This is a genomic window from Helicobacter burdigaliensis (assembly GCF_003670295.1).
GTDB classification, from domain to species: Bacteria; Campylobacterota; Campylobacteria; order Campylobacterales; family Helicobacteraceae; genus Helicobacter_D; species Helicobacter_D burdigaliensis.
The window spans coordinates 16,571-42,939 of record NZ_QXJG01000013.1 but is presented as its reverse complement, the minus strand read 5'-3'; the positions used below and the strand labels follow the sequence as shown (position 1 = coordinate 42,939).

The following is a 26,369-nucleotide window of genomic DNA, read 5'->3' as shown; positions in this document are numbered from 1 at the left end:
TTATAGCACTTGTGTTGTATCTGAAAACTTTAAAACAAATAATCCTTGTATGGCTGAGAGGATTTAAAATTCGTATTGGAGTAAGCATTTAATAGATTTTAAAAATTTTATAGGGTTCGCAGATTTTTTATCTAGCCTCACCCTAAAAATTTTTAAAAAACTCCTAAAGCCTCACCGCCACTACTATAATTTATTATTTTAGCTTTTTATCTTTTTGAAACTTACTGATCTTTAAAAACATTAACTCCTTGAAAAGCCCTTTAAAGCTCTCATTTATGCACTAATTACTAGAGTTTATTATGTTGTAGTCTTTTTAAAGTTGCCATTAAAATATAAAAATAAACTTTATATGAAATATTTATAAAAGTTTTCAAATATCTTTTGCTATGTCTATTTAAGAAAAAGCACAAAGTTATAAAATAATTCAATAATCACTTTATATGGCTATATAGGAGTTTGTATTAAATTTTGAATTTTATTTTTAAGTTTAAAAATAAAAAATTAATGTATAATGATAGCTTTTTTTAGGAGTATTTGTAGTTTTATGAATCGTTATAATGCTAGATATTTGTTGATTGCCTATACGCTTATTGCTTTTATAGGTGCCTTGCTTTTGGTTTTACCTCCTATGCATAAAAGTTCCATAGATTTTATAGACGCATTTTTTATGACAACTTCAGCTGTAAGTGTTACAGGGCTTATTGTGAAAAATACAGGGGCGGATTTTACCTTTTTTGGACAACTTGTATTGATTTGTATCATACAAATTGGTGGTTTTGGATATATGAGCGTTACTAGCTTTGTGTATCTACTTTTGCGTAAAAAAATTGACTATAAAAATCGCCAGCTTATTAAAGATAATCTTTCTTTGCCAACTATGCAAGGCACAATTGGCTTTATTAAAAAAATGTTTATTTTGGTGTTGTTGATTGAGGCGGTGGGTGCGTTACTTTTAAGTATGCGTTTTATGCTAGAGTATCCCTTTTTGGAGGCTGTGTGGCTTGGGATTTTTCATAGTATTTCTGCGTTTAATAATGCGGGATTTTCTGTATTTGAAAGTGGGCTTATGGCGTATCGTGATGATTTAGCGATTAATCTTATAATCACCACGCTTATTATTGCAGGAGGGCTTGGGTATTTGGTTTTGCTTGAATGCTATTACCGCTTAAAAAGAAAAAATGAAAAGCTCTCAACTCATACAAAAACCGTGCTTATAACGACTGCATTTTTGATTATAGTTGCGTTTTTATCGGTGTTTTTATTAGAATACAAGAATCCAAAAAGTATTGGCGAGTTTAGCCTTTGGCAAAAAATCTTAAGCTCTTATTTTGCTGCTGTGAATTATAGAACTTCAGGATTTAACACACTTGATTTAAGTCTTTTTCAAGATGCGAGCTTGTTTTTTGGTTCTATCTTTATGGTGATTGGTGGAGCACCCGGAGGGACAGCAGGAGGGATTAAAGTAACTACTTTTGCGATTTTATTTATCTATACTTTTAGTATTTTAAGAAACTCCAAAGAAGCCATTGTGTTTCATCGCACCATAGCACAAGATACTATTAATCGTGCTTTTGTGATTGTTGCGCTTTCTTCTGTGTATATTAGCGTTTGTGTGATGATACTCTCTTTGTTTGAAAATGGAGGAAGTCGCGGATTTTTAGCATTATTATTTGAAGTTTGTTCGGCATTTGGGACGGTTGGGCTCTCCATGGGAGATGGCGGGATTTTAAGCCTATCGGCAAATTTTGATTCTATGGGGAAATTTATCATTATTCTTTTAATGCTTTCAGGTAAAGTTGGAGTTTTAGCCTTTGCGCTTAGTATCGTGGTGGCTAAGAAAAAGACAAGAATCTCTTACCCAGAAACTAAAATTTTAATTTAAAAAAGGAAAAATATGCAAACTTATGGAGTAATAGGCTTAGGTAAATTTGGTTATTATATTGCAAGTGGGTTGATTAAGCAAGGAAAAAGAGTGCTAATAGCTGATAAAGATGAAGCGGTGGTTAGGGAGTTTGCAGATCTTAGTGAAATGGCTTTTGTGCTTGATTCTACGGATACTTTGGCTCTTAAAGAAGCAGGATTTTCTAATATAGATTTTGCGATTATTTCTATTGGGGAAAATATAGAATCAAGCATTTTAACTTTGATGGCACTTAAAGAATTAGAAGTAAAAAACATTATTGCTAAAGCAATTACTCCAATTCATGGGAAGATTCTCTCGCGTCTTGGAGCAAGTAAAGTAATCTATCCAGAAAAAGAAGCTTCCCAACATCTTTTAAGGAGTTTTATCGCACATCCAGAATTTGAGCTTGTGGATGTTTCTAACTCGCTTAAAATTATTAAAATTAAGATTAATTCAGATAATGTGGGAATGAGTGGGAATGATTTGTTAAATAAAATTGTCGCTAAAAAAGAGATAGAGCATGCAAAAATTATTGCTATAAAAAAAGATGGCGATAAAGAATGGGATTTATCCCCAGATATCAATCAAACTCTTTTTGAAAATACTAAGGTGGTTGTTTTTGGATTTAGCGAGGCTTTGGAGAAATTTTCACTCTAAAACATTGTAAGATTTTCATAAAAGTCTATTTTATATCCCACTTCTTGCTTGTGCAAGATTAGTCCATCAATACAATAGCTTATAGTATCGCTTTTTAAATAGCAATGAATAGTTTTTTGGATTCGTTCTAATTTTGTTTTAGTGAGATTAAAAATAGGTTCAAAACCATCGCCGCTTTTTACTTCAATAAAATGTAAAATCCCATCTTTTTTGGCGATAATATCAATCTCGCCAAACTTACTAAAATAATTTCTTGTTATAATTGTGAAGTTTTGTTGCTCTAAAAACTTAATTGCAAAGTCTTCAGCCTCCTTGCCCTTTTGGGTGGTGGGCTTAGAGGCGTTGTTAGCATCCTTTTTGGTTTTTTTTAGAAGGTTTTTAAGGTTTGTGAGTTTCAAGGCTTGTGGATTCTTATCATCACAGGATTAGATTGCACTTCTTCTAGGCTTTTTATTTTCTCTAGTGCGGTTTTTATTTTTGCCTCTTTTGTGGTATGAGTGCATAGAAGTAAAGTAGCACGATTTTGCTTGGAGTTTCTTTGTAAAAGCGTGTCAATGGAGATTTGCTCTTCTGCAAAGATTTGCGCCACTTTAGCCAAAACGCCTGGTTTATCAAGCACTTCAAGGCGTAAATAATAAGCACTGCAAATTTCATCTATTTTTTTAAGTTTTAGCCCTTTTTCTATGGAGGTTTTAAAACCTAGCATAGGAGAACTTTTGGTGCGTGCTATCTCAATAATATCAGAAATCACCGCACTAGCTGTCGCATCTCCTCCTGCTCCCGCTCCATAATAAAGTGTCTCGCCCACACTATCACCCACAACTGAAATTGCATTCATCACGCCATCTACTTTGCCTATCATTTGACTTTTTGGGAGTAAAAGGGGGTGCACCCTTAGTTCTACTGCTTCTTTATCTTTTTTGGCAATTCCTACAAGCTTTAGATTATAATCAAACTCTTTAGCAAAGGAAATATCCTCTTGTGTGATTTGTGTAATGCCCTCAATCAGCACATCTTCAGGCTTTGCATCAATCCCATAAGCAATACTAGCTAAAATCAAAAGCTTATGCGCACTATCAATCCCCTCCACATCAAAAGTAGGATCGCTCTCTGCATAGCCTAAGCTTTGTGCTTCTTTTAAGACATCTTTATATTCAGCACCCTCATCTTTCATTTTGGTAAGGATAAAATTACAAGTTCCATTCATAATCCCACAAATATTTAGGATATGATTTGCCCCTAATCCATCACGCAAAGCTTTAATGATAGGAATCCCACCTGCCACACTTGCTTCAAAGCCTATGGGTAAATCTCCTGCTATTTTTTGTAAATCATAGCGGTGGTAGGCAAGCATTGCTTTATTGGCCGTGATGAATGCTTTGCCATTTTTTAAGGCTTTTTGCGCGATTAAAAAGGGTTGCTCTATCCCGCCTGTTAGCTCGATTACAATATCAATGCTAGGATCTTCTAAAATGCTATCTATCTCATTGCTGATAGGAAAATCAAAAATTTCTCTTGTTTTGTTGATATTTTTGATAACACCTTTTGTGATATTTATCTCACAGCCTGCACGCGCACAAATAAGCTCTTTATTTTCTTTTAGGATTTTAGCCACACTGCTCCCGACAACTCCAAGCCCTATGATACCTATATTTAATTGTTTTTGTTGCATTTTTGCTCCTAAGCTTTTTAGTGTGATTTTAGCGATTGTCTATGGTTTCTGGATAGAGATCGTGGTTTAATAGCCGATAGTGTGCCATTTCTTCGTATTTTGTATCTGGCTTACCATAATTTGCATAAGGATCTATGCTAATGCCTCCACGAGGAGTGAATTTACCCCATACTTCAATGTATCTAGGATCTAAAAGATTGATTAAATCTTGCAGGATTGTATTGACGCAATCTTCATGGAAGCCACCATGATTTCTAAAACTAAACAAATATAGCTTTAAAGACTTTGATTCTACCATTTTTATATCTGGAATGTAAGAAATATAAATCGTTGCAAAGTCGGGTTGATTTGTGATAGGACATAAACTTGTAAATTCTGGACAATTAAACTTTACAAAATAATCACGATTTTGGTGAGGATTGATGAAGGTTTCTAAAAGATTACTATTGTAGTTAAAGTGATATTCTGTCTTATTTCCTAAAGCCTTTAAAGCCATATTTTTCCTTTTGTTTGTCTCTAAAAAGCTTTTTAGAGCATTTTGGCGACCCTTGGAAGATTCGAACTTCCGTAAATACCTAGAAGGGGTATTATCCTTGGCCACTAGATGAAAGGGTCGTTTAGATTTTATCATTTTTATACTTATAATGCAATTTTTTATACCATTATTTAAGGCTTCTCATTAAAAATAATTTTTAAGGAATTATTTTATAAGAGTGTTAGGAATAAATTTTGCTTGATAATAATAAATTTTTTATAAATAAAGGGGGTGGAATGGCAGTTTCAAATAGTTTATCTTATTTGCAAAATATTGATTCTATACATAGAGGTAGTCATAATGGGTTTCTTGCCTCAAAAGATAAAGAAAAATCTCAAGGTAAAACTAATGATAAAGAAAACCTGGGAGATATTTTAAAGCAATATCTAACAGGAGAAATAGAGGAAGATATTTTTGTGAGTAAATTTAATAATTTGCAAGAAAATGAGCAAAATGGTAAAAAAATTACTTATGGGGATATAAAAGATTTATTATTTGAAAAATATCTAAATGGAGAAATAAAAGAGGAACTTTATCATACTATTACAATCGCAGAGCTTACAAGCAGTGCAGTCTTATCTTATCAATTAACGGGCTCTATCAAATATACTGGCAATATCGCACAATTAAAGGATGCTGTGAATAATCCTCATAAAATCATAGAAATTTTAAAAGGAAATATTAAAGCATTGGATAATATGATTTCTAGCTCCAGAAGGGATCCTATAACGGATATGATAGCTGTGGTTCCTCCACATACTTATCAGGCACTAAAAAATCAAACAAAAGATATTTTTCTTGAAATTATTGAGAATTTAAAAGATTAGGGGTTTTTATATTTTTAGTTAAGGGTTAATGGGGTGGGTAGCCCCTTAAAACTAAGCTAAGATATGTTTTAGCACTTCTTTAAAGTCTTCTACGGGGTGGATAATTAATCCGCTTTTAACCTCTTCATCAATCTCATCTAAATCCCTTTCAAAATTTTTCTTAGGAATTAGAACTTCTTTGATGCCTGATTTATAAGCAGCAATTAGTTTTTCTTGCAATCCCCCTATGGGTAATACTTTACCTCTTAATGTCAGCTCTCCTGTCATTGCCACATCGGCTCTTGCAGGGCGATTTGTAAGCAAGGAGGCAAATACACTAGCAATCGCTATTCCAGCACTTGGACCATCTTTGGGTGTGGCACCTTCTGGCACATGCAAGTGAATATCAAAGCGATTATAAATATCGCTAGGGCTTGGCTTGTATTTTTCTTCTTTTTCTTTAGGGCTTAGCGGAATGAGCGAGGTATCAATTTTTAAAACTTTAGAATCAATAAGCGATTTTACAACAGAAAAGGCGATTTTTGCACTCTCTTTCATCACTTCGCCTAAACTTCCTGTGAGATGCAATCCGCCTTTGCCTTTGATTTTTAGTGCTTCTATTTTTAACACATCGCCACCCACACTTGTCCAAGCTAGGCCATTGACAAGTCCTACTTGATTATGTTTGCTAAGATTTTCAAACTCAAAGACGATTTTATCTAAGTAATTTGCAATATTTTTAGGGGTAATTGTGATTTTATCTTGTGGATTTTTCAAAATCTCTTTAGCAATTTTGCGTAAGATTTGTGCGATTTTGCGTCTTAGGTTTCTAACCCCTGCTTCGCGTGTATATTTTTCTACTAAAACCTTAATAGCAGGCACACTAAAGTTAACTTCAGCATTGCTTAATCCGTGCTTTTTAAGCTCTTGAGGGATAAGGTATTTTTTAGCAATCTGCTCTTTTTGGCTGGGTGTGTAGGAATTAATGTTTATAAACTCCATTCTATCACGCAAAGGTGCTGGGATTTGTGAAATATCATTTGCAGTGGCTATAAAGATAATTTCACTTAAATCTACATTGAAATTTGCATAATAATCCCTAAATTCTTTATTTTGCTCAGGATCTAGAATTTCTAAAAGCACAGAGGAGGGATCGCCTCTATAAGAATTATGGATTTTATCAATCTCATCAAGCACTACGATAGGATTCATTTCTTTTGCATCAATGAGTCCTTGAATGATTCTTCCTGGCATTGCACCTATATAAGTGCGTCTATGCCCTCGTAGTTCATTGACATCTTCTAGCCCACCTAAAGCAATACGCACTAGCTTTCTTTTTAAAGCAGTGGCAATGGAATTTGCTAGGCTTGTTTTTCCAACTCCAGGAGGTCCATAAAAGCATAAAATTGTGCCTTTGTTTTCATTGTTTTCTTTGCCTCTTAGGCTAAGTAGTTCACGCACCGCAAAATATTCTACGATTCTTTCTTTTGGTTTTTTTAGTGCATAGTGATCTTTATCAAGTTGTTTTTCCACTTCTTCAATTTTTAGAGTCTTGTTAGAGCGTTTGCCAAAGGGAATTTCAAGCATAAGCTCCACATAGTTTTGTAAAAGATTTGCATCGGCACTATCAGGGTGCATTCTAGAGAGTTTTGTAATTTGTTTGCTTATCTCTTTATAGGCGTCTTTGCTCATAGCATTTTTAAGTTTTTCTAGTTTTTGCTTGTATTCTTCTACTTCGGTATCTTTATTGGCATTGACACCTAGTTCTTTTTGGATTTGTTTAAGTTGTTCTTTTAGGAAATATTCTTTATTGATTTTTTCCATATGGTGATTAACTTTGTTTTTAATCTCTTTTTGTATTTGCTGTGCTTTGATTTCTTCCATGATTATATCAATAAGAGTTAAAAGACGCTCTTCTGGATCGCTTTCTTTAAAGACTTTATAGGCTTGATCGTTTTTAAGTCTTGCCGCAGAAGCGATTAAATCTGCAGCGCGATTAGGATCCATTGTATCGTGTATGCTTTTTAGTAAGTCTTGTGGAAAGCTTTGAGAAATATTATAAAGCACATTTAATTTTTCTTTTAAAACAGAAAGCATAGCTTCTACGCGGTTTGTATCGTAGGGGTTTGAAAGAATAGGTGAAGCCTCTACAATAAAGGGTTCTTTGTGGATAATAGAGTGGATTTTGCCACGACTTAGCCCTTGAAAGAGAATCTTTACTTTTCCATCGCCTAAAGCCACACGACGCATAATTGTGCCAATAACCCCTACATCATAAAAGGAGTTTTCCTCTTCGTCCTCTTCTTCGTGTTTAGAAGAAGCAATGAAGACGAGTTTATTTTCATTATTCATTGCTAATTCAATAGCTTTTTGACTTTGCTCATCGCTTATAAAAAGGGGAGCAATCATAAAAGGATATAAAAACATATCCTCTTGAATAATTAAAGGTAATTGTTTAGGGAATTTTCCATAACGATCTAATTGCATATTTCCTACCATTCAAAGATTTTTTGATACCAAGGAGATTTTGCGTCCTTGTAGAATACATCTTTTATCCAAGCATTTTCATCAATTTTTTGTTGATAAAAGTTTGCTGCATCTCCTTTATCTTTTTTGTTATAGAGTTTAATGATTTCTTTATTTAAGCTAAGATTTGCAAGCTCTAGCCTTAAGAGAATCATATCTGCATAGGGACGATAGCGAGAATAAGGATATTTTTGGCTAAATTCTCGTGCAAGTTTAATAGAATCCATTAGAAGCTGTTGATCTCTGTGTTGCTTTGCAAAGGCAAAATAGTTTGCTTGAAGTTTTAAGAAATTTGCAAAGTCTATATTTTCTTTATTTCCAAAGCGTTTGATAAACTCATCATAATAAAAGCTTGCAAGCAAATATTCTTCATTTTGCATATGTGCTTTTCCTAAAATCAACATCGCTTCTTTTAATAAAGGAGAATGTAAATGCTCGCTTTGCAAAGATGTAAAGTAACTATCTGCTTTTTCTAAATCTCCATTTTTGATTTCTTTTAGCATATTTTCATACCAATAATCTGCAGGTTTATTCACTTCATCTAAGGCTAAGCCACCATTTCTCTTAGAAGAACAACTGCTAAAAAGCAAAACAATGCCAACAAATACTAAAAAGATTTTAAGACTTTTCATAATTCTTCCTTAAACTTTTAAATCCCTAAATATCGTTAATACTAGAGCCTTGTATATAAAAATCTTTCTAAAAAATAGAAATAGGATTATATCTAATAGTTTATTAGGGATTTGTAAAATTTTTAAATAAAATTGATTTTTTACTCTCTTTGCGATAAAATCTCACATCAAATTTAGAACTTCAAAAAAGCACTTTATTTTATAAAGGGGACGATTTAATGGAATTTGTAGTAAAGTCACCCATTTTGGGATTTGAACACATTCAAAAGATGGTTTTAGAGAGAATTGCAAAAGATGATGAAACTTTTATGCGTCTTAGAAGTCTTGAGAATGATGGTATTTCTTTTACATTGGTTAATCCTTATGCGATGAGGGCGGATTATACATTTGAGATCCCAGCACCTTTAAAAGCTCTTTTAGAGTTAGAAGGTAAGAGCAATGTAGATGCTAAAAATGATAAGTTGGCTACTTTAAATATTGTTTGCATTAAAGAGCCTATTGAGGAATCTACCGTGAATTTTTTAGCGCCTTTACTCTTTAATTTTGAAAATCAAACAATGGGGCAAGTTGTCTTAGAAAGCCATAAATATATAGATTTCGGGCTTTCAGAACCTATTTCTAAGTTTTTTGATTTTAATAAAAAAGCAGAATAGTTACATAATAGATAGGGAAGCTTGTGGAAACTTTACTCATTATCGGCTATGGGAAAATGGCAGAAGCTCTATGTGTGGGGTTAAAGGAGCATTATGAAATTAACATTAGTGGTAGAGATAATGAAAAAATAAAAGCATTTTGTGAAAAGTTTGAAGTTTATCCTTTATATTCTAAAGATAATGAAATTGATATTTCTTCTAAAGAAGTTCTTTTGTGTATCAAGCCTTATGCGTTAGAAGAGTTTAGGTATATAGGCTGTGCAAAAGGGATATATTCTATTTTAAATGCAATAAGCACAGATACATTAAGAAAAAAAATGGAAAGTGCGGGTTATATCCGTGCTATGCCAAATGTAAGTGCTAGTGTGGGTAAGAGTGTAACAACTTTATGTGGAGATGAGAGTTGTAGGCAAAAAGCAATGGAAATTTTTTCAAGTATTGGAAAATCTGTGTGGATAGAAGAGAAAAATATGTCTATTGCAGCGGCACTTGGGGGTTGTTCTCCTGCATTTTTGGCTTTAATTGCAGAATCTATGATGGATTGTGGTGTGGCTTATGGGCTTACAAGAGCGCAGTCTAAAGAGATTGTGGAGGGCTTATTTTTAGGGTTTGGTGAGCTTTTAGAAAAAGAGCATCCTGCATTGTTAAAAGAAAGCGTAATGAGTCCAGCAGGTTCCACAGCACAAGGGGTGATGAGTTTAGAGAAAAATGCGCTAAGGGGCATTTTGCAAGAAGCGATTTTAGCTTCTAGGAATTTTGCATAAGCTTTGAATATAATCGCACTTTTGGGGGGCAGTGGATCTGGTAAGACAGATCTTTCTTTAGAGATAGCAAAAAGAATTCCTTGTGTAGTTTTATCTTTAGATTCTCTTAGTATTTATAAAGAGATTGATATAGTTTCAGCTAAACCCACTTTAGAAGAAAGAGAAATTGCAAAGCATTTTGGTATAGATGTGATAGAACCCGATGAGCCAAGTAGTGTGCAAACTTTCATTGCAGAATTTCAAAAGGCTAAAGGTTTTGCAGGACAAGAAAATAAAAATTTGCTAATTGTTGGAGGAAGTAGCTTTTATTTGAAGAGTTTGCTAAGTGGGATTTCACCCCTTCCGCAAATCACAGAAGAGCATAAAAAGCAAATTTGCTCCCTTAAAGATCCTTATGAGTTTTTAAACAGTGTGGATAGTGCCTATGCAAAAGGGCTTAAAAATGGGGATACTTATAGGATACAGAGAGCTTTAGAGATTTATTTTAGCACAGAATTGCCTCCTTCAATTTATTTTGCTAAAAATCCACCTAAGCCCATTTTGCGAGATTGCGAAATTTATGAAATTTTTTTAGAAAGGGAAGCTTTAAAAAAGCGTTTAGAATTAAGGACGCAAAAAATGCTAAATTTAGGCCTAATAGATGAAGTGGATAGATTAGCCAAAAAGTTTGGGACAAAGCATCAATGGGCTAAGAGTGTGGGTATCAAAGAAACTTTAGAGTTTTTAGAAAAAAAGATATCTTTAAAAGAGTTAGAAGAGCTTATTGTATTGCATACTTTACAGCTTGCAAAGCGACAAAAAACTTTTAATAAAACTCAATTTAAAGAGCATTTAAGAGCGGATAAAAGTGTAGTTTTTGAGGCAATTTGCAAAGAATTAAAAGATAAGGAATAGTATGGCGTGGTTTTTAATTATTTTTGGTGGATTAGTTGAGATTTTTTGGGTGAATGGATTAAAGTATTCTACTACTTATGTGGGCTATACTTTCACAATTTTAGGGATTTGCACCTCTTTTGTTTGTATGATTTTAGCGACGAAAAAAATTGAAGTGAGTATTGCTTATTCTGTGTTTGTTGGGATTGGTGCTAGTGGAGTGGTTTTGGGAGAAATTTTATTTTTCAACGCTCCTTTTAATATTTTGCAGATTGCTTTGATTGTGATTTTGCTTGCTTGCGTGATAGGTTTAAAACTTGTAAGCAAAGAAAGTGACAAAGAAGATTCTAAAGCGATTTCAGAGATAAGCAAGACTTTAAATTTAGATGAAATAGATAATCAAATCCAAGCAATACAGGATCATAAATGAGTTGGTTTTATTTGCTTTTGGCGGGACTTATGGAGATTGTGGGAGTGATTGCACTTAAATCTTATGCATTAAGTGGCAAGAAGATTTTTTTAGTAGGGATTGGAGTGCAATTTGCACTTAGTTTGTTTTTATTAACTTTGGCACTAGAAGGGATTAGTGTGGGTGTGGCTTATGCGATTTGGACAGCGATTGGCACAGCAGGAGGCGTGCTTGTGGGGATTATTTTTTATAAAGAATCAAAATCTTTTTGGAAAATCTTTTTTATTGTGATGATTATACTTTGTAGTGCGGGATTGAAATTATTGAGTTAAGAATTTATATTTTAAGATTTTTAGGCTAGAATATTATAAAAATATTAATTGGGATTAAATTATGCGAAGTGATATTATTAAAAAAGGTTATGAGAGGGCACCCCATAGGAGTTTATTGCGTGCTACTGGGCTAAAAGATTCTGATTTTAACAAGCCATTTATTGGTGTAGCAAATAGTTATATTGACATTATTCCGGGGCATTTTTTCTTAAACAAATACGCACAAATTGTAAAAGAAGAGATAAGAAAAGCTGGTGGCGTGCCTTTTGAGTTTAATACAATTGGTGTAGATGATGGCATAGCTATGGGACATGGAGGTATGCTTTATTCACTTCCAAGTCGTGAGCTAATAGCTGACTGCATAGAATCTGTGATGAATGCACATGCTTTAGATGCGATGATTTGTATTCCAAACTGCGATAAAATCGTGCCCGGAATGCTTATGGGAGCATTAAGGGTAAATGTGCCAACGATTTTTGTAAGCGGTGGTCCAATGCTAGCAGGAAAGCTAGAAGATGGCACGATACTTGATTTAAACTCTGCATTTGAGGCAGTAGGAGCGTATGCAAGTGGCAAGATTGATGAAAAAAGATTACATGAGATAGAGTGCAATGCATGTCCGGGTGGGGGGAGTTGTAGCGGTATGTTTACAGCAAACTCTATGAATACGCTATGTGAAGCTATGGGGGTGGCACTAGAGGGCAATGGCACAATTCCAGCACTTACAAAAGAGAGAGAAGAGTTATTAAGAAAGGCTGCAAGGCGGATTGTAGAGATTGCATTAAGTGAAGAGAAAAGTGAGAAATTTAGATTCCGTAACATCTTAAACAAAAAGGCTATTACAAATGCCTTTGTCGTGGATATGGCAATGGGTGGAAGCACAAATACCGTGCTTCATATGTTAGCCATTGCTAAAGAAGCTGAAGTGGAGTTTGATTTAAATAACATAAATGAAATAGCTAAAAATGTAGCCCACATCGCTAAAATCGCCCCAGCACTAAGTAGTGTGCATATGGAAGATATAAATAGGGCGGGGGGAGTGAGTGCCGTAATGCATGAAGTTGCTAAGAGAAATTCGTCTTTGGGTAATCATTTGATAGATTCTACTCATACTTGTCATTCCGAGCATAGCGAAGAATCTAAAAGTCTAGAATCTAATTCCATTTTATACCTTGATGCTTTAACAATCACAGGTGAGACTTTAGGAGAACGCATAGCAAACGCACAAATTAGCGATACTTCTATCATTCGCACCAATGAAAATGCTTACTCACAAGTTGGAGGGCTAAAGATTCTCTTTGGTAATCTAGCGCAGCAAGGAGCGGTGCTAAAGGTAGCAGCAGTGGCTGAATCTATGAAAGAATTTGCAGGCACTGCCGTATGTTTTAACTCCCAAGAAGAAGCGATTAGAGGAATTGCAGGAGGCAAGGTAAAGGCAGGAAATGTCGTAGTTATCCGCTATGAGGGACCAAAAGGTGGGCCAGGAATGCAAGAAATGCTAAGTCCTACAAGTCTTATTATGGGAATGGGCTTAGGAGAAAGCGTGGCATTAATCACTGATGGACGCTTTAGTGGTGCGACGCGTGGAGCGTGTATTGGACACATAAGCCCAGAAGCAGCTGAAGGGGGACTTATAGCACTCATTGAAGATGGCGATAAAATTGCTATTTCAGTAAGCAAGGGGAGTTTAGAACTGCTTGTGGATTCTAAGATTATAGAATCTCGCAAAGCAAAATGGCAACCGATTAAAAAGGAGATAAAAAGTAAGTGGCTTAAACGCTACTCATTGCTTGTAAGTAATGCAGCAAATGGTGCGGTGCTAAAGACGGAGTTGTAGGTTTTGTATAATTTTTATTTTTTGGGAGTTTCTATGGCAATTTTAGATTGTTTCGTTGCTCTGCTCCTCGCAATAACACCCCTCCCCCCCCCCTTTTTTTTTGTCATTATCATAGCAAATAAAGTTGGCGTAGTGTAGTAGTTATTTAACATACCACAGCACAAACCCTACAAAAATAACAAGTGATAATAAAAATGCACTTAAAAGCCTATTTGTGATTATTGTAGCAATAAAGATAAAGATTAAAAGTGCAAGTTTTACTACATCAATGAGTGCAAAATCACTTATAAGACTTGCTATATCTTTACTAAAAAACGCAGTGGCATACACGATTGCCCCAAGCATTGCCTGTGTGCTATAAGTTAAGAATCTATAAAAAACCCCATCTTGATTACTTAAAAGTGTGCTTTTTGCAAAGAAAAAAGGCACAACACGCAACACAAAAATACTAACAGCAGAAAAGATTAATAAAGCCCAAAAACTCATGCTACACCTCCTCTTTTTCTTTGAATCTCATCAAAAACAACCATAAAAAACCCGATAATAAATGGCAAAATAAGCAAATAATAACTAGGTGCAAGAGCTAGCCCAAAAGGAGCAAGCAAGAATCCTAAAAAGTAAGAATTCACTTCTTTTAAGTTTGGATAATGCTTAGCTGCTAAACCTGTAAATTGCAAAGGAAGCACAAGGGCGATGATTTCTTTTAATTGTGGAGAATTAAGCGATGAGCCTGTCTCATATCCTATGGCAGTGGAGAGAATAGATACTAACCATATAGGTATCCCAAGTCCTACAAAGTAAGCAAATGGGTGAAGACTTGCCTTTTTAAAATAAGAAATACACCCACTAAATACAGAAGGACAAATAATAATACTGCTTAGACTAAGCTTGATGATATTTTGATTTTTAAAATAGGGTGCTAAAGTCGCACTCATAAGCAAGAATCTAGCATTCATAGCTAATATAAGTGGGATTAGTATATAGCCCTCTTTATAGCTTTGCACAAGCAAGAATTGCAAAGGAGTGGAGAATACAAAAAGCGTAGTAGATAGCGTCTCAAAAAAACTTAGAGAATTTGCATAACCATTTGCTCCAATGGAGAGATACAAAAATATAAAAGACACACCAAAAATAGCCGAATCTTTTAATCCATCTATAAAATAATTTTTCACTTTTCTTTCTTGCTATGAAATTTTAATTTTTCTAAAAAATTTTTTAGAAATTTTTTTTAAATTATAATTTTAAGATGTAAAAGTATCATAAAAATATATTATAAGTCAATACAATTTTTTATTTTTAAAATATTTGCTTTAATTTGTTTTTTTAGATTACAATTTTATTTATTAAATGATTAATGTGAAGATTTATAAGTTTTTGCATCTTGCTAGATTTTGTTTGGATTGTCTAGGTGGCTTAGAATACCGATACAAAGCAAGTTGTTTGCTATGATTTATTTATGCAAATCACGCAGTGATAGAGATTATTTCTATAATGATAGAGAGGAGTTTTTACAAAATATGGAGTAACCCAAAGTATCACTGCAAAGCTTTGTAAGAAGCTATGGTAGTCTAATGGATTTATCTTTAAGGGTTGCTCTTTATGGATTTGCACTGCACTTCGTTTGTGGATAACGCTTCGCTTGTATGCTTTGGGCTAAAGCTCTCGCAATGATAAGGCGGGTAGTTTGGGTTTGTGTGTATATCAGTAGATTGCTTCAGCCCTAAAGGGCTTCGCAATGACAAGCAATCATACTAAATTATCTTATAGCTCTAACTGCATTTAAGAGTGCAAGGAGTGCCACGCCTACATCGCCAAAAAGTGCCACCCATAAATTCGCCATTCCAAAAGCCCCTAAAACCATAATCCCCACTTTAACCCCTAATGCAAAGATGATATTCTGCCATAGGATTTTTCTTGTTTTTTGGGCGATACTTAGGGCTTTTGGGATTTTGTTTAAATCATCGTTTAAAATTACAATATCAGCCCCCTCTAGTGCTACATCACTCCCCTTTCCCATTGCAATCCCTATATCGCTTAGGGCTAAAGAGGGTGCATCATTAATCCCATCGCCTACAAAAACAACCTTTTTCCCTTTCTTTCTTTCTTTTTGCAAAATAGATTCTAGTTTTTCTACTTTATCTTTTGGTAAAAGATTGGCAAAGTATTCTTTGATGCCTATTTGCTTAGCTACTTCTTCTACGACACTTTGTTTATCACCACTGAGTATAAAAAGCTCTGAAATTCCCTCTTTTTTGATTTGAAAAATAGAATCTTTAGCCTCTTGCTTAATAGCATCACTAAGTAAGATAAATCCGCAAAGTTTATTATTATAGCTAATAAAAATTTGTGCTTTTTTGTGGTTGTCTTCTTGTAAGTCTATGTTGCAAATTTTGCTTATAAATCTTGCATTTCCTAATGCAATTTGTTTGTCTTCTAGCATCGCACTTATGCCATTTCCTGCGATTTCTTTAATGGAGCTTAGCTCTTGATTAAACTTTGTATAAGGGAGGTTGGAAGAGTTTATGGCTTTTGCTATGGGGTGGTTGGAGTTTTGCTCTAGCAGTTTTGCCACTCCTAAGACAAATTCACTCTTAAAGCCCTCATTTGTAATAATATCCTCTATGATAAGTTCGCCTTTTGTAAGCGTTCCTGTTTTATCAAAGATTATCGCATTGGCATAAAAAAGGGATTCTAAATAGCTTGAACCTTTGATTAAAATCCCCTCTTTACTGGCTCTACCAAGTGAGGCAAAAAAGGTTAGCGGGATAGAAACTACAAGCGCACAAGGACAAGAAACTACTAAAAAAATAATCCCTCTATAAAGCCAAGTATTAAAACTTTCTTTTATTCCAAGCATAAAGCTACTAGGGTGGATAAGCCCAGAATAAAGGGTGGGGAAGATAATAATGCTAAGTGCTAAAAGCGTAACGCAAGGTGTGTAATATCTAGCAAATTTTGTGATAAATTCTTCGCTTTTGCTTTTTTTGCTACTGCCTTCTTCTATGAGTTTGATGATTTTTGAAAAGGCTGAATCTTCATAGCTTTTGGTGGCTTTTAACTGGAGTGTGCCATCAAGATTTATCCCACCTGAGAGCAAACTATCGCCCACCTTTACGCTTTGTGGTAAAGATTCGCCATTTAAGGCAGAATTATCAATACTACTTTCTCCTTTTATGATGATACCATCTGCTGGGATTCTATCTCCTGCATAAAGCACAATAATATCATCTTCTTTAATGTCTTGTGGCTTTTTGGTAGAGATTTCGCCATTTTGCAAGATTTTTGCATTTTCTATCTTTAAAGAGGCAAGACTTTTAATGGAAGCTTTGGATTTTTCTACGATTTTATCTTCTAGTGCTTCTCCTATGCGATAGAAAAACAAAATCGCCACAGCCTCAGCACCATCTCCTATAATCCAAGCACCAAGAGAGGCTAATGCCATAAGGCTATTTTCGTTAAAAAATTCTCGTCTAATAAGCCCTAAAAGTGCTTCTTTTAAGATGCCAAATCCTAAAATAAAATAACAAAAAATATAAAGAATTTCTAAAAATTTAAATTCTAAAGGGATAATTTTAAAATCAATCCCAAGTGTAAATAAATAAAGCAATATCCCAAAATACAAAAGTGGTTTTTGCAGGGAATTTAGTTTTGTATTAGCACAAGAGCCACTAGCACAACAGCATTGTTTTTCCATAAATCTATCCTTTAAATTTCTATTAAATGTTCTAGTCCAAGTTCAATAATTTTTTTAATATGTTCATCATCTAGCTCATAAAACACTTCTTTTCCTTGTTTTTGGTATCTGACAAGCCTAGCTTGACGCAAAATTCTTAGCTGATGAGAGACGGCTGATGGAGAGAGATTAAGACTAGAAGAGATCTCACTCACACAAAATGTGCCCCTTTGTAAAAGGCTTAAAATCAAAATCCTAGAAGAATCCCCAAAAATCTTAAAAAACTCCGCTAAATCATAGAGCAATTCTTCTTTGGGTAAATCTTTAATAGCATTTTTTAAATTTTCTTCTCTTTTTGTGCAAATTTCACAAGTTTCCATAGTAGATAGCCTTAATAATTTTATATATGAATATATGTTCATATAATTATATATAAAATCAAAAATAAAAGTCAAGTGGCTAAGGATTTTTAAGGGCATTGCTACAAGACTTTTTAAGTAATTATGGTGGCTAAAGGGTTGATTTGCATTTGATACTTAATTTGTTGAGATAGTTAAAAAATGCTAGGCATTTTGTTTTAGGATATTATTTTTTTGATAAAAAGTTACATTTTTAAAATAATGGTTTCAAAAGGTTACAATAAATTTAAAAATACTTTTAAAAACTCTTCTAAAACTAAAGAACATTAAAGTAAATTTTGCTTACAATTAGCCATTTTGTTTTTAAAAATAACTTTTTGTAAAAATGCAAAGGAGAAATAGCGATGAAAAAGATTCTTTTATCTTTAGCATTAGTTTGTGGTGTAATGGCAAATGCAGAGGATGTAAAAATAGGTGTTGTTTTGCCTATGAGTGGTGCAGTAGGTGGATTTGGCGAGCTTGGTAAGAGAGGGATTGATCTTGCTTATGAAGCTAAAAGCACTACCAAAAATGGAGATAAAATACAAATAATATTAGTAGATAATAAAAGTGATAAAATAGAATCTGCAAATGCTATGCAAAAGCTTGTTTCTAGCGATAAAGTGAGCGTGGTAATTGGTCCTATGATTTCTACAAATGCACTTGCGATGACAAAAATCGCAGACGATAGTAAAACTCCACTAATCTCTCCTGTGGCTACAAATGATAGGGTAACAAGGGGTAAAAAATATGTTTCAAGAATCTCTTTTGCAGATAGTTTTCAAGGAATTATTGCGGCAAATTTAGCAATTAAAGATTTAGGTGCTAAAAAAGTAGCGATTTTGTTTGATAATAGCAGTGATTATTCTATTGGACTTGCTAAGGCTTTTAGAAAGCAAGTTAAGAAACTTGGAGGTGAGGTTGTGATTGAAACAACAGCGCAAGCAGGAACGCATGATTTTAAAGCACAACTCTCAAGTATTAAAGCAAAAAATCCTGATGTGCTTTATTTGCCTATTTATTATACAGAAGGAGCTTTGATTGCTTCTCAAGCACAGCAATTAGGATTAAAAGTTCCTACTATTGGTGGTGATGGGCTTACTTCTAATAAAATCTTCTTTGAAATTGCAAAAGAAGCAGGTGAGGGCTATATGGTAACAGATTATTACTCCACAAGCTCTAAGCAAACGCCAGAGGGTGAGAAGTTTATCAAAGCTTATCAAGATAAATATAAAGAAGAAGTAAGCACATTTAGTGCAATGCTTGCTGATGCTTATGGTGTAGCAGTGCAAGCGATTGAACAATGTGGCGCTAAAGATAAAGAATGTATTAATGATAAGATTAGAAATGTAAAAGATTATGAGGGGATTAGTGGTAAATTCTCTCTTAACAATGGTGAGGCGATTAGAAGCGCTGTTATCAATGAAGTTAAAGGTGGAAAATTGGTGTATAAAACCACCATTGAACCTTAATTAAGGTAGGATATTGGATAGTTTAACTTTCTTTCAGCAATGTATTAATGGTTTGAGTTTGGGCAGTATGTATGCCCTTATTGCTATTGGCTATACTATGGTGTATGGCTGTTTGCGACTTATTAATTTTGCACACGCAGATATTATGATGGTGGGGGCTTTTGCAAGTTTTTTTGCAATGAGTTCTTTTGGGCTTCCTTTTTATGCATCTGCGATTTTGGCTGTGCTTATTTGTATGGTGCTTGGAATAGGGATTGATAAAGTTGCTTATATGCCTTTGCGTTCAGCCCCTAGAATCTCTATGCTAATTACTGCAATAGGTGTGAGCTTTTTTTTAGAAAATCTTTTTAGTGTTACTTTTGGTTCTTCGCCGACTGCTTATGAAGCACCTGCTTTCTTTTCACAAAATCTTCAGTTTTTTGGGCTGAATTTTATGTCTATTACTCTTATTATTCCTGCTGTAACACTTATTTTGCTTGTAGTGCTTTTGCAGTTCCTTTATAAGACTAAGCAAGGTATGGCAATTAGAGCTACAGCATTTGATATTAATACTGTGCGTCTTATGGGGATTAATGTGAATAATATCATAGCACTTGTATTTGCAATAGGAAGTATTTTAGCAGGAATTGGTGGGATTTTTTATGCGATTTCTTATCCTACAATCACTCCTTTAATGGGCGTTCTTATAGGGTTAAAAGCATTTGCAGCTGCAGTTTTAGGGGGTATTGGAAGTGTAGGAGGTGCCGTTTTAGGTGGTTTTATTTTGGGATTTACCGAGATTATGGTGGTAGCATTTTTCCCAGAATTTAGCGGATATAAAGATGCTTTTGCATTTTTATTTTTGATACTTGTATTGCTTTTCCGTCCTGTTGGGATTATGGGTGATTGGCGTTTAGAAAAAAGTAGATTTTAAGGAAAGTGTATGGGAAAATTACAGAAAATTTATCAATCAAATTCTATGGGTTCTACCTTAGGCTTTCATCTTTTTATCTATTTTTGTATGATTGTATTTTTGTTTGCATCGCAAACTTTTTTTAATGATTATTCTTTAAGGATTCTTAATACCATTCTTATTTTTGTAATTTTAGCTGTAAGTTATAATCTTATCAATGGAGTTACAGGACAGCTTTCTTTGGAGCCTAATGGATTTGTCGCGGTGGGTGCATACATTACAGCACTTATGCTACTAGGAGAAGATTTAAAGTGGGATATGTTTCAAGAAGCAGATCCGCATCCTTTAGTGCTTATGATGAGTTCAGAGCTACTTCCTGCATTACTCCTTAGTGGGGGGGTTGCCGCACTTTTGGCAGTATTATTATCTTTCCCTGTTTTTAGAGTAAGGGGCGATTATCTAGCGATTGTTACTTTAGGATTTGGTTTTATTATTAAGATTGTAGCGACAAATAGTCCTGAATTTACAAATGGTGCTATTGGTTTAAATGATATTCCAAATAATTCAGATAGTATTGTAAAAGGTATTGAAAGTTTACTACTCTCTTTAAGTCAAGCGGGGTTTATGCCTGAATTTTTAAAATCAGCTTTTAGCTATGTGCATCAGCATTCTTTTAGTAATGGGGCTAATATCACAGTATTATTTTGGAGTGGGATTTTAGCGGCTGTTTCTGTGATTTTGATTTTGCAAATCGTGTATTCAAAATATGGACGCGCAATGAAAGCAGTAAGAGATGATGAAGATGCAGCCATCGCTATGGGGATAAATACACTTAAAATTAAAACTTTTGCTTTTTCTACGAGTGCCTTTTTAGAGGGTGTTGGTGGAGGATTGATGGCGGTTATGCTAACTACGATTGATCCTAAAATCTTTGGCTTTGAGCTTACCTTTCAGCTTCTTATTATTATTGTTTTAGGGGGGCTTGGTAGCACAAGTGGAGCAATTATTGGTGCGATTTTGGTAGTTGGCGGTGGAGAATGGCTTAGATTCTTAGATCAGCCTTTAGTTTTCTTTGGAGAAGATTTTGGCTCTTATCCGGGTTTAAGAATGGTGTTTTTCTCTGTGATTTTAGTGATAATTATGCTTTTTGCGCGTGAGGGAATTATGGGCAAAAAAGAGATTTGGGATTTAAATCCTACAAGAAGATTTTCTTTTTTAAAGGGAGGTAGATAGTGTCTCCTTTATTGCAATTAGAGAATGTAAGCATTCAGTTTGGTGGATTAAAAGCGATTGATAATGTAAGTTTTTTTATTAAGGAAAAGGAGATATTTGGTCTAATTGGACCCAATGGCGCAGGAAAAACTACGATGTTTAATATCATCACTGCAAATTATAAGCCCACAAGTGGAAAAGTTACTTTTATGGGTAAAAATATCTCAAAATATAAGCCAAATACGATTGTGAATTTAGGTATAGCAAGGACTTTTCAAAATATTAGACTTTTTTCTTCTATGAGTGTGCTAGAAAATGTATTGATAGGTTTTCACAATGAAGCAAGATACACATTTTTTGAAGCGGTTTTTAGAGTAGGAAGATTTTTTAAAGAAGAAAAAAGGGTAAAGCAAAAAGCAATAGAGCTTTTAGAGTATCTAGGATTACAAGATTTTATTCATTTACCCGCAGATTCACTAAGCTATGGTAATAGTCGTAAGGTAGAAATCGCAAGAGCCTTAGCGACTGATCCTAAGTTGCTTTTGCTAGATGAACCAGCAGCAGGAATGAATCCAAAAGAAACTGAAGAGCTTTGCGAGTTAATTTTTAAAATGAAAAAAGATTTTAATTTGAGTGTGATGCTTATTGAACATGATATGCCTTTTGTGAATAAATTATGCGATGAAGTTTTGGTGCTAGATTATGGTAAGAAGCTTTTTAGTGGAAAGCCTCAAGATGCCATTAACAATAAAGAAGTAATTGCAGCATATTTAGGAGATTATTATGTTGAGAGTTGAGAACCTAGAAGTGCATTATGGGCTTATTGTAGGCTTAAAGGGGATAGATTTTCATATTGAAGAGCATGAAATTATCACGCTTATTGGAAGTAACGGTGCAGGTAAAACTTCTACTTTAAATGGCATTGTCCATAGCGTAAAGACAAAGGGTAAGGTACGTTTTTTTGGTGCAAATATTTCTAATGTCCCTACACATAAGATTATTCAAAGGGGTATTGCACTTGTTCCAGAAGGTAGAAGAGTTTTTACAAACTTGAGTGTAGATGAGAATTTGCGTATGGGCGCATACAATAATGATGAAAATTTTGAAGTAATGAAAGACAAAATGTATCGTCTTTTCCCTAGACTAAAAGAGCGTTATAAACAAATGGCAGGAACTATGAGTGGGGGAGAGCAACAAATGCTAGCGATTGCTAGAGCACTCATGAGTGAACCAAAACTTTTGATGTTAGATGAGCCTAGTTTGGGATTAGCACCTAAGGTTGTTGGAGAACTTTTTGAGATTATTACAAATTTAAAAGATAATGGAATTACGGTGCTTTTAGTGGAGCAAAATGCCTTTGCAGCACTTAAGATAGCAAATAGGGCTTATGTGCTAGAAAATGGTAAAATCACAATGCATGATAGCGCACAAAATATTTTAAAAGATCCTGAGATTAAAAAACGCTATTTGGGTGGTTAAATATAAATTTAGTTTTTTGAGTAAAAGGCGATTTTTAAAGGCATTTGTATTTTAAGAAAATATTTGTTAGAATCAGTAGTTTAACAATTTAATTTTTGGAGTAAGAGCAAGATGAGCTTGAAAGTAAATAGAATAGATAGTGCTAATGCAAGTGCAGAAGCGAAAATCCCACAAGAGCTACTAGATAAGAAACTAGAAAATGTTGCAAAAACTGCTAGTAAAAATTTAAAAATTGATGGTTTTCGTAAAGGACATGTTCCAGTAGCAGTGGTAAAAGCTCGTTATGGAGAGAGATTAGAAGAGGACGCACAAAGAGAATGTGTGCAAGATTTATTAAAAGATATTTTAAAAGAGTTGAATTTAGAACCAAGTGCTTTAATTGGCGATCCTAGAATCACAAAATTTGACAAAAAAGAGGATGGGATTGAAATACAAATTGAGCTTAGCTTGACACCTAATATTGAGCTTGGCGATTTAGAAAAATGTGTGCCAGAAGTAAAAGTGCTAGAGGTTAGCGAAGAAGATATTGCTAAGAGATTAGAAGATATTGCAAGTGCTAGAGCACCTTTGGTGGGCATTAAAGATGCAAGACGCAAACTAAAAGAAGGTGAATTTGCAAAGATTGACTTTGAAGGCTTTGTGGATGGCGAAGCGTTTGAGGGCGGAAAAGCAGAAGGGTATCTTTTACAAATTGGTAGCAAGTCTTTTATAGAAGGTTTTGAAGATCAGCTTATTGGTATGAAAGTAGATGAAGAAAAAGAAATCAATGTAACTTTCCCAGAAAATTATCAAGCTAAACATTTAGCGGGAAAACCTGCAATGTTTAAAGTAAAGTTGCATGAGATTCAAACAAAAGGCAAAATAGAAATTGATGATAATTTTGCTAAGACACTTTTGCCTGAAGTTAAAGATGCAAATGTAGAAACTTTAAAAGAAAAGATTAAAGAGCAAATCGCTAAAGAAAAAAAGCAACATCTCTATAATACAGAGCTTAAAGAAAAGCTTATCAATAATCTTGATGCAAATATTAATTTTGACTTACCAAAACTCATTGTAGAGCAAGAAATGGATTTAGTGTTTAGAAATACATTTATGGCATTAAGCAAAGAAGAGCAAGAAAAACTTGCTAAAGATACAGAAGCTCTAAAAGCTAAACGCGAAGAGCAAAGAGAAAATGCACAAAAAAGTGTAAAAATTACATTCATTGTAGATGCGATTGCTAAAAAAGAGGGTATTAATATCCCTGATAATGAAGTGATTAATACTATCTATTATGAAGCAATGGCTATGGGTCAAGATCCTAAAGCAATGCTAGAATACTATAAGAATAATAATCTAATTCCAGCAGTCAAAATGGCAATGCTAGAAGATAGAATCCTTACTAATTTACTTGATAAGTTGGCAAAATGAGCTATTATGTTCCCGTAGTTATTGAAAAAACAGGGCGTGGAGAGCGAAGCTATGATATTTACTCTCGCCTTTTGAAAGATAGAATTGTTATGCTAAGTGGAGAGATTAATGATGTGGTGGCATCTTCTATCGTAGCACAATTACTCTTTTTGGAAGCAGAAGATCCCCAAAAAGATATTTATCTTTATATTAATTCTCCGGGTGGTGTGATTACGAGTGGTTTTAGTATTTATGATACGATGAATTACATCAAACCTGATATTTGCACTATATGTATAGGACAAGCAGCTTCTATGGGAGCATTTTTGCTAAGTTGCGGAACAAAAGGCAAAAGATATTCCTTGCCCCATTCTAGAATTATGATTCATCAGCCATTAGGCGGTGCTAGAGGGCAAGCAAGCGATATTGAAATACAAGCAAAAGAAATTTTAAGAATGAGAGAAATTCTTAATAAAATTTTGAGTGAAAACACGCAACAGCCCTTAGAAAAAATTGCAATAGATACAGATAGAGATTTTTTCATGGACGCACAAGAAGCTAAGGCATATGGGCTTATTGATAATGTGCTAACTAAAAGTTTAAAATAATTTTTGAGGTTTTGAGATGGCAAATGATTTTGGTTCTTTTTCAGAATTAGAAAGTTTTCAAACAGGAGGCTTTGAGGGGAGTGAAGAAGCCATAGATTTTGAAAAGAATTTGCCATCTTTTGGTTCTTTTGAGGAAGCAGAAGTAAGTGATTTTCATGCAGAAAATTCACATAAAACTTTAGAGAATCCTTCTATAAAAGATATACAAGGCTATGCACAAGAAGTTCTAAATATAATGCTTCAAGGTGGCATTCCCCCAACACCAGCAAATTATAGAATTTATTTTGAAAAAATGCTTGATGGAAACTCTAAAGAAATCCAAGAAGAAGCGGGAGAGATTTTAGAGAAAGAACAAACAAATATTAAAAAACAAATTGCCCTTGAAACAAAAGTTTTACAAAATAATCAAGCAGTTTCTAGTGTATTAAAAACAATCGCTTCTTTATATAAAAATCTCACTCTTTTACAAAGCGTTTTGCAAAAACGCATTAAAGAAACAAATTCCGTGCAAAATGCAAATATTTTACAAAATTTAATTATAGTTTTTGAGCAAGAATTACAAAAAATTGCCAAAGTGATTGAAGGGCAGATTGTAGAAACAAAAGAATGCTATGACCATTGCTTAAACCTTATGCAAAGCATTGAAGAAGAAGCAGTTTTCAATCTTGTTTATAGTGTTTTTAATCTCCGTTATTTACAAAGCAAGATGGCTTATGAACTAGAAGAGATGAAAAAGATAAGATACAAATCCTCTTTAGTCTTAATTAAAACTGCAAAGAACCTTGATGAAGTTACGAAACAGAAAAAAAATCACATTCTTATCAATAAAGGAGTGGCAAAGATACTCAAAAAAGCAACCACAAGAGTAGATGTGATAGCGTATTGCGAGGGGGGAATCTTTGCTGTGCTTTTAAGCCATAGTGACAAAGAGAGTGCAAAACGCTTTGCCAATAAAATTTCTGAGATGATAGGAGCTACAAGTGTATTCTTAGAAGAAGAGGAAGTTACGCTTGGCATTAATTGTGGGATTTTAGAGCTAAATTCTACACTTAATTTTAAGGATGCTATGAAAAATGCTAATGAGGCATTGAAAAAAGCTATACAAAACAATGTTTCTTATGTATGTTATGGAGAAAAATAATGTTAGAGATTATTACTTATCCAAACCCACTTTTAAGACAAATTTCTAGCAAAGTAGAGAAATTTGATGCAGAGCTACATAAGCTTTTAGATGATATGTATGAAGCAATGCTTTTTAAAAATGGTGTTGGAATTTCAGCCATTCAAGTTGCAAAACCCATAAGGGCTTTGCTTATTTGTATCCCAGATGAGGAAGGTAACCAAAATAAAGAGGATTTATTAGAAGTGATTAATCCAGAAATTTTGGATAAAGAGGGTGAGATTTCTTTTAATGAGGGTTGTTTATCTGTTCCGGAGTTTTATGAGGATGTAAAACGCTTTAAAAAAGTTACAATCAGCTATCAAAACCGCTATGGAGAGCCACAAAAAATAGAAGCACAAGATTATCTAGCGGTGGCTTTTCAGCATGAAATTGATCATTTAAATGGTATTTTATTTGTGGATAAACTTCCTATCTTAAAACGCAAGAAGTTTGAAAAAGAATTAAAGAAAAAGAAGAAGCTTTAA

Annotated in this window: 26 protein-coding genes, 1 tRNA gene and 1 pseudogene; 18 read left to right on the top strand and 10 right to left on the bottom strand. The window is 34.0% G+C overall.

The annotated features are described in order from the left end of the window. Positions 1-544 precede the first annotated feature (544 nt). Both EBF09_RS06105 and EBF09_RS06100 read left to right on the top strand, forming a co-directional pair. On the top strand, positions 545-1,882 hold the full coding sequence (locus EBF09_RS06105; protein WP_121764251.1) for a TrkH family potassium uptake protein: 1,338 nt from the start codon (positions 545-547) through the stop codon (positions 1,880-1,882). A 12-nt stretch (positions 1,883-1,894) separates the two neighbouring features. After that, positions 1,895-2,560 carry a potassium channel family protein gene (locus EBF09_RS06100; protein ID WP_121764250.1) on the top strand — a complete coding sequence of 222 codons (666 nt, stop codon included), beginning with the start codon at positions 1,895-1,897 and terminating at the stop codon, positions 2,558-2,560. Here the strand turns inward: EBF09_RS06100 and EBF09_RS06095 are convergent. From EBF09_RS06095 to EBF09_RS09095, 4 genes are all read right to left on the bottom strand, one after another. Next, positions 2,557-2,958, bottom strand: coding sequence for a YraN family protein (locus EBF09_RS06095; protein WP_121764249.1), 402 nt, complete (start codon positions 2,956-2,958; stop codon positions 2,557-2,559). The two genes, EBF09_RS06100 and EBF09_RS06095, sit on opposite strands and share 4 nt — an antisense overlap. Further along, on the bottom strand, positions 2,955-4,232 hold the full coding sequence (locus EBF09_RS06090) for a homoserine dehydrogenase (RefSeq protein ID WP_121764248.1): 1,278 nt from the start codon (positions 4,230-4,232) through the stop codon (positions 2,955-2,957). The genes EBF09_RS06095 and EBF09_RS06090 overlap by 4 nt, the downstream gene beginning before the upstream one ends. A 28-nt stretch (positions 4,233-4,260) precedes the next feature. After that, positions 4,261-4,728 carry a preQ(1) synthase gene (queF, locus tag EBF09_RS06085; RefSeq protein ID WP_121764247.1) on the bottom strand — a complete coding sequence of 156 codons (468 nt, stop codon included), beginning with the start codon at positions 4,726-4,728 and terminating at the stop codon, positions 4,261-4,263. 43 nt (positions 4,729-4,771) lie between these two features. After that, positions 4,772-4,847 (bottom strand) — tRNA-Glu (locus tag EBF09_RS09095). 156 nt (positions 4,848-5,003) lie between these two features. Here EBF09_RS09095 and EBF09_RS06080 point away from each other — a divergent pair. Beyond that, positions 5,004-5,594, top strand: coding sequence for a hypothetical protein (locus EBF09_RS06080; protein ID WP_157978173.1), 591 nt, complete (start codon positions 5,004-5,006; stop codon positions 5,592-5,594). Between the two features lie 51 nt (positions 5,595-5,645). On the opposite strand, the gene lon is transcribed toward EBF09_RS06080, so the two are convergent. Next, the gene (gene lon, locus EBF09_RS06075) at positions 5,646-8,060 is read right to left on the bottom strand and encodes an endopeptidase La (protein WP_121764252.1); all 2,415 of its coding nucleotides are present in this window, start codon (positions 8,058-8,060) and stop codon (positions 5,646-5,648) included. 5 nt (positions 8,061-8,065) lie between these two features. Then, the gene (locus EBF09_RS06070) at positions 8,066-8,731 is read right to left on the bottom strand and encodes an outer membrane protein assembly factor BamD (protein WP_121764245.1); all 666 of its coding nucleotides are present in this window, start codon (positions 8,729-8,731) and stop codon (positions 8,066-8,068) included. A 218-nt stretch (positions 8,732-8,949) separates the two neighbouring features. Between EBF09_RS06070 and fliW the strand changes: the two genes are divergently transcribed. From fliW to ilvD, 6 genes and pseudogenes are all read left to right on the top strand, one after another. Further along, complete coding sequence (gene fliW / locus EBF09_RS06065) at positions 8,950-9,384, top strand: flagellar assembly protein FliW (protein WP_121764244.1); 435 nt, start codon at positions 8,950-8,952, stop codon at positions 9,382-9,384. Positions 9,385-9,407: 23 nt separating this feature from the next. Beyond that, positions 9,408-10,148: a pyrroline-5-carboxylate reductase gene (proC, locus tag EBF09_RS06060; protein WP_121764243.1), complete on the top strand. Its 741-nt coding sequence runs from the start codon at positions 9,408-9,410 to the stop codon at positions 10,146-10,148. 3 nt (positions 10,149-10,151) lie between these two features. Beyond that, on the top strand, positions 10,152-11,042 hold the full coding sequence (miaA, locus tag EBF09_RS06055) for a tRNA (adenosine(37)-N6)-dimethylallyltransferase MiaA (RefSeq protein WP_121764242.1): 891 nt from the start codon (positions 10,152-10,154) through the stop codon (positions 11,040-11,042). A 1-nt stretch (position 11,043) separates the two neighbouring features. Further along, a pseudogene (locus tag EBF09_RS06050) lies at positions 11,044-11,355 on the top strand (DMT family transporter); the annotation flags it as partial. A 92-nt stretch (positions 11,356-11,447) separates the two neighbouring features. Continuing rightward, on the top strand, positions 11,448-11,762 hold the full coding sequence (locus EBF09_RS06045; protein ID WP_121764240.1) for a DMT family transporter: 315 nt from the start codon (positions 11,448-11,450) through the stop codon (positions 11,760-11,762). 61 nt (positions 11,763-11,823) lie between these two features. Continuing rightward, entirely contained in the window at positions 11,824-13,599 is a 1,776-nt protein-coding gene (ilvD, locus tag EBF09_RS06040) for a dihydroxy-acid dehydratase (protein ID WP_121764239.1), read from the top strand. Between the two features lie 141 nt (positions 13,600-13,740). On the opposite strand, the gene EBF09_RS06035 is transcribed toward ilvD, so the two are convergent. The 4 genes from EBF09_RS06035 to EBF09_RS06020 all read right to left on the bottom strand — a co-directional run bounded on the left by EBF09_RS06035 (position 13,741) and on the right by EBF09_RS06020 (position 17,652). Further along, positions 13,741-14,085 carry a branched-chain amino acid ABC transporter gene (locus tag EBF09_RS06035; RefSeq protein ID WP_121764238.1) on the bottom strand — a complete coding sequence of 115 codons (345 nt, stop codon included), beginning with the start codon at positions 14,083-14,085 and terminating at the stop codon, positions 13,741-13,743. Continuing rightward, positions 14,082-14,771, bottom strand: coding sequence for an AzlC family ABC transporter permease (locus EBF09_RS06030; RefSeq protein ID WP_121764237.1), 690 nt, complete (start codon positions 14,769-14,771; stop codon positions 14,082-14,084). Before EBF09_RS06030 ends, EBF09_RS06035 begins: the two co-directional genes overlap by 4 nt. 584 nt (positions 14,772-15,355) lie before the next feature. Then, positions 15,356-17,293, bottom strand: coding sequence for a heavy metal translocating P-type ATPase (locus EBF09_RS06025; RefSeq protein ID WP_121764236.1), 1,938 nt, complete (start codon positions 17,291-17,293; stop codon positions 15,356-15,358). Between the two features lie 11 nt (positions 17,294-17,304). After that, positions 17,305-17,652 carry an ArsR/SmtB family transcription factor gene (locus EBF09_RS06020; RefSeq protein WP_121764235.1) on the bottom strand — a complete coding sequence of 116 codons (348 nt, stop codon included), beginning with the start codon at positions 17,650-17,652 and terminating at the stop codon, positions 17,305-17,307. A 383-nt stretch (positions 17,653-18,035) separates the two neighbouring features. On the opposite strand from EBF09_RS06020, the gene EBF09_RS06015 reads away from it, so the two are divergent. The 9 genes from EBF09_RS06015 (at position 18,036) to def (ending at position 26,369) form a co-directional block, all read left to right on the top strand. Next, positions 18,036-19,142: an ABC transporter substrate-binding protein gene (locus tag EBF09_RS06015; RefSeq protein WP_121764234.1), complete on the top strand. Its 1,107-nt coding sequence runs from the start codon at positions 18,036-18,038 to the stop codon at positions 19,140-19,142. Positions 19,143-19,155: 13 nt separating this feature from the next. Beyond that, the gene (locus EBF09_RS06010; protein WP_121764233.1) at positions 19,156-20,055 is read left to right on the top strand and encodes a branched-chain amino acid ABC transporter permease; all 900 of its coding nucleotides are present in this window, start codon (positions 19,156-19,158) and stop codon (positions 20,053-20,055) included. A gap of 9 nt (positions 20,056-20,064) precedes the next feature. Then, positions 20,065-21,267: a branched-chain amino acid ABC transporter permease gene (locus EBF09_RS06005; protein ID WP_121764232.1), complete on the top strand. Its 1,203-nt coding sequence runs from the start codon at positions 20,065-20,067 to the stop codon at positions 21,265-21,267. Further along, complete coding sequence (locus tag EBF09_RS06000) at positions 21,267-22,043, top strand: ABC transporter ATP-binding protein (protein ID WP_121764231.1); 777 nt, start codon at positions 21,267-21,269, stop codon at positions 22,041-22,043. The genes EBF09_RS06005 and EBF09_RS06000 overlap by 1 nt, the downstream gene beginning before the upstream one ends. Next, positions 22,030-22,725, top strand: coding sequence for an ABC transporter ATP-binding protein (locus EBF09_RS05995; protein WP_121764230.1), 696 nt, complete (start codon positions 22,030-22,032; stop codon positions 22,723-22,725). Before EBF09_RS06000 ends, EBF09_RS05995 begins: the two co-directional genes overlap by 14 nt. A 111-nt stretch (positions 22,726-22,836) precedes the next feature. Then, the gene (tig, locus tag EBF09_RS05990; protein WP_121764229.1) at positions 22,837-24,135 is read left to right on the top strand and encodes a trigger factor; all 1,299 of its coding nucleotides are present in this window, start codon (positions 22,837-22,839) and stop codon (positions 24,133-24,135) included. After that, on the top strand, positions 24,132-24,722 hold the full coding sequence (gene clpP, locus EBF09_RS05985; RefSeq protein WP_121764228.1) for an ATP-dependent Clp endopeptidase proteolytic subunit ClpP: 591 nt from the start codon (positions 24,132-24,134) through the stop codon (positions 24,720-24,722). Before tig ends, clpP begins: the two co-directional genes overlap by 4 nt. 16 nt (positions 24,723-24,738) lie before the next feature. Further along, entirely contained in the window at positions 24,739-25,863 is a 1,125-nt protein-coding gene (locus tag EBF09_RS05980; protein WP_121764227.1) for a diguanylate cyclase domain-containing protein, read from the top strand. Further along, the gene (gene def, locus EBF09_RS05975; RefSeq protein ID WP_121764226.1) at positions 25,863-26,369 is read left to right on the top strand and encodes a peptide deformylase; all 507 of its coding nucleotides are present in this window, start codon (positions 25,863-25,865) and stop codon (positions 26,367-26,369) included. The genes EBF09_RS05980 and def overlap by 1 nt, the downstream gene beginning before the upstream one ends.